The organism is Rhodococcus sp. R1101, assembly GCF_000278445.1.
Classification (GTDB): Bacteria; Actinomycetota; Actinomycetes; order Mycobacteriales; family Mycobacteriaceae; genus Rhodococcus; species Rhodococcus gordoniae.
This window is the reverse complement of record NZ_AJVB01000437.1, coordinates 1-3282: the sequence shown is the minus strand read 5'-3', so window position 1 is coordinate 3282 and position 3282 is coordinate 1. Positions and strand designations below refer to the sequence as shown.

At 67.5% G+C, this 3282-nt stretch carries 3 protein-coding genes; 1 reads left to right on the top strand and 2 read right to left on the bottom strand.

Annotation, left to right across the window (positions count from 1 at the left end; all coding sequences use genetic code 11):
- Positions 1-10: 10 nt before the first annotated feature.
- Both R1101_RS0119415 and R1101_RS0119400 read right to left on the bottom strand, forming a co-directional pair.
- On the bottom strand, positions 11-856 hold the full coding sequence (locus R1101_RS0119415; protein ID WP_016934985.1) for an alpha/beta fold hydrolase: 846 nt from the start codon (positions 854-856) through the stop codon (positions 11-13).
- 780 nt (positions 857-1636) lie between these two features.
- Positions 1637-2515: a LysR family transcriptional regulator gene (locus R1101_RS0119400; RefSeq protein ID WP_016934982.1), complete on the bottom strand. Its 879-nt coding sequence runs from the start codon at positions 2513-2515 to the stop codon at positions 1637-1639.
- 183 nt (positions 2516-2698) lie between these two features.
- Between R1101_RS0119400 and R1101_RS0119395 the strand changes: the two genes are divergently transcribed.
- Positions 2699-3282, top strand: a 584-nt coding sequence (locus tag R1101_RS0119395; protein ID WP_016934981.1) for an MFS transporter, incomplete at its 3' end; no start/stop codon positions are given.

Genomic DNA, 3282 nt, shown 5'->3' with positions numbered 1-3282 from the left:
GCGTGAGCAACTACCGGTCCAACGTGAGCATCGCCTCGGCGATCTCGTCGACCACCGCAACAGGGACCGCGGTGCCGGCATCGTCCAGGACGAGCAACCGCGCTCTCGGGATCTCGCGTGCGATGGCTTCTCCGTTGCCGACGGGGAAGAACGGATCCCGGCGGCCGTGCACGACGAGGGTCGGGACGTCGATCTGGCGCAAGCGTTCCCGCCAGCGGGGCGTGCAATCGAGTCTGGCGAAGACCATTCCGAGCTGATTCGCGGACTGGACCGACGGCTCGTCGTTCGGTGTGCGGTCCCAGATGCGCTCGGCAACCACGCACGCGGCGTCGGGATCGTCCCCGAGGACCGCGGCGCGAGCGGCCGCGAATTCCGCCACGGCCGTGCGATCGGCCCAGTCGGGCATCGGGAGCGCGAACATGCGCTTCATCGTCGCCGCGCCGTGATCGGGAAGGTCGGGATCGCACGGGCCCGGTGCGACCGGACGCGTCCCGACCAGAGTCAGGGCCCGGAACGCGGCTGGATGGTCGAGCGCAGCGACCTGGGCCACCATCCCGCCGACACCGATGCCCGCGAGATGCGCCGGCCTGCCATCGAGCGCGTCGACGAGGGCTGCCGCATCGTCGGCGAGGTCGCGCAGGGTGTAGCCGGGCGCGTCCGGGTCCTTCGTCGTCGACTCCCCACAATCCCGCAGGTCGTACCGCACGACACGACGCCCACCCGCGGCGAGCCGTGTGCACAGTTCGTCGGGCCACGAGAGCATCGTCGTGCCGCCGACGAGCAGGACGAGTGGTGCGTCATCGTCGCCGAAGAATTCGACGCCGAGGTCGACCCCGTTGGCGCTGATGGTGGTCATGGCTCACTCGAGCTTCCGGTGTGCAAGGTCGAGTCCTCGTAACGGGTGCCGTCGAGCCGTGGTCGATGTCCCATGTTCTCGTCTCCTGCTCGATCGGGTTCGGTCTTCTCCGAATCTGCGTGAACGAAGTCCGCGACAGTGGCCACGAGTGGTGGCGTTGAAAGGACAGACCGGAGCAACTCCCCGATCTCATCGGTCCGGCCGTCCAGATCCCCTTGCCGACGAGGACCTGGTCGAGACGCAGTGGGTCGCACTGCGCCTCGCCGAACGCTCCGACGGTTCGCCAGCGCTTCCCGCACTGCTCCACGACACCACCTACGTACCGGACACTGCGGAGGTCGTCGATTCCCTGATCGCTCGGAGCCTGATCCGCGACGACCGGCTCAGCGAATCCGGACGAGAAACCGTGGCAAGGATCGAACATCGCATCGAGGAGCTGACGTCCGGTATCTGGGAGGCCGTCCATCCGGCCGACCGTGTCGCCGCCGAACGTGCGCTGAACACTGTGCTCGACCGTGCCCGAGCGGTCCTTGTGAGTCGGTGGTTGTCAGCGCATCAGTCCTGTCGATTGCTGCGAGCGAGGCACCTTCTCGACGAGTTTGCAGGACGGCCCGTCGACGTCGAGAGCCACGATCGAGATCGTCCTGGGTGTGCTGTTGTCGGTCGTCGGTGTCCGGCAATGGTTCACCTCCTCCGTTCGAGCGTCGGACCCTTCGAGGGTGTCTTCCACCTTGACACGCCCGACTTACCCGGAGGGCACATACCGGGGTGCGACAGCGGTCAGTTCACTTGTGCGCGCAGCACATCCACCACCCGGCGGACCGCCGGCGCCGGGTTGTCACGACGCCACGCGAGCGCGATCGGCAGCACCGGACTGTTCCGCAGCGGGACGTACCGAACGCCCGTCACAGTGATGTCGGTGGTCGACGCGACGACGACCGCAACCCCCACCCCGGCACCCACGAGGGCCAGCAGGCTGTAGGGGTCCGGTGCCTCTCGGGCGATCACGGGGGTGAATCCGGCGGAGTGGCACACCGTGAAGGTCATCTCCCGCACGCTCGACCCGTGGGCGGCGGGATAGACGACGAACCGCTCGCCGGTCAGATCGGCGGCGTCGAGTTCCTCCCGGGTCGCCAATCGATGATCCGCCGGCAGCGCAACCATGAGCGATTCCTGCCGCACCGTCTCGGTGGCGACGTCCCGGGGCACCGGGAGGCCGACAATCCCCATGTCGAGCAGTCCCTGCGAGACCAGATCGAGCACTTCCCCCGTGTAGGTCTGCGGACGCAGATCCAGCTCGATGCCGGGACAACGCTCCTCGAGCAGCCGGGTCAGCTGCGAGATCACCGTGTACCCGCTCGCGCCGCCGAACCCGACACTCACCACCCCGGTGACACCCGAGGCCGTCGACCGCACGACCGTCCGGGCGATCTCGATCTGGGCGGCGATCACGCGTGCGGGTCCGAGCAGCGATTCACCGGCCGCGGTGAGTTGCACCGAGCGGGTCGTGCGGGCGAACAGCTCGGCGCCGAGTTCGCGTTCGAGCGCGCGGATCGTCTGACTGAGCGGCGACTGGGCGATGTGCAGTCGCTCCGCTGCGCGTCCGAAGTGCAACTCCTCGGCCACCGCCAGGAAGGCCTGCAGCTGCCGAAGTTCCATGCCGACCTCGACTTTATAAGTTGATCTACACAATCGTGCTCGATTAGGTCTTGGACTTTACACGGTTGCGCCGGTGATAGTGATCCACGACTCATTCATCCGCGGATCGACTCCGCTCGACGCCCTCGGAAGTGCAGCGTGAATACTCCTCCAGAGCACACCGCGACCCCGCCGCCACGCCCGATGCACGACACCCGGGCCGCACGCCGCGCCGGTGTGACCGCCTTCGTCGGCACCACCATCGAATGGTTCGACTTCTACATCTACGGCACGGCCTCGGCTCTCGTCCTCGGGGCACTGTTCTTCCCCGACGCCTCGCCCGCGGTCGGCACACTCGCCGCCTTCGCGACCTTCGCCGTCGGTTTCATCGCCCGGCCTCTCGGCGGGATCGTCTTCGGCCACTTCGGCGACCGCTTCGGACGGAAGAACGCGGTCATCATCACCCTCGCGCTCATGGGCGCCGGCACCGTCGGCGTGGGCCTGCTGCCCACCTACGACCAGATCGGAATCTGGGCGCCTATCCTCCTCGTCGCCCTGCGAGTGCTGCAAGGCATCGCGATGGGCGGCGAATGGGGCGGAGCAGTCCTCATCGCCACCGAGTTCGCCCCACCCGGCAAGAAGGTTCTCTACGGTGCCTTCGCCCAGCAGGGTTCGCCGGTGGGCAATCTCCTTGCCACTCTTTCCTTCCTCGGACTCACCGCGATGTCCGATGCCACCTTCGAAGACTGGGGCTGGCGCATTCCGTTCCTCGCATCCGCCGCGCTGGT

What these genes read in the sequence shown, in the direction of transcription:
- R1101_RS0119415 (WP_016934985.1), bottom strand. Translation starts at nt 856, where the DNA reads ATGACCACCATCAGCGCCAACGGGGTCGACCTCGGCGTCGAATTCTTC.
- R1101_RS0119400 (WP_016934982.1), bottom strand. Translation starts at nt 2,515, where the DNA reads ATGGAACTTCGGCAGCTGCAGGCCTTCCTGGCGGTGGCCGAGGAGTTG.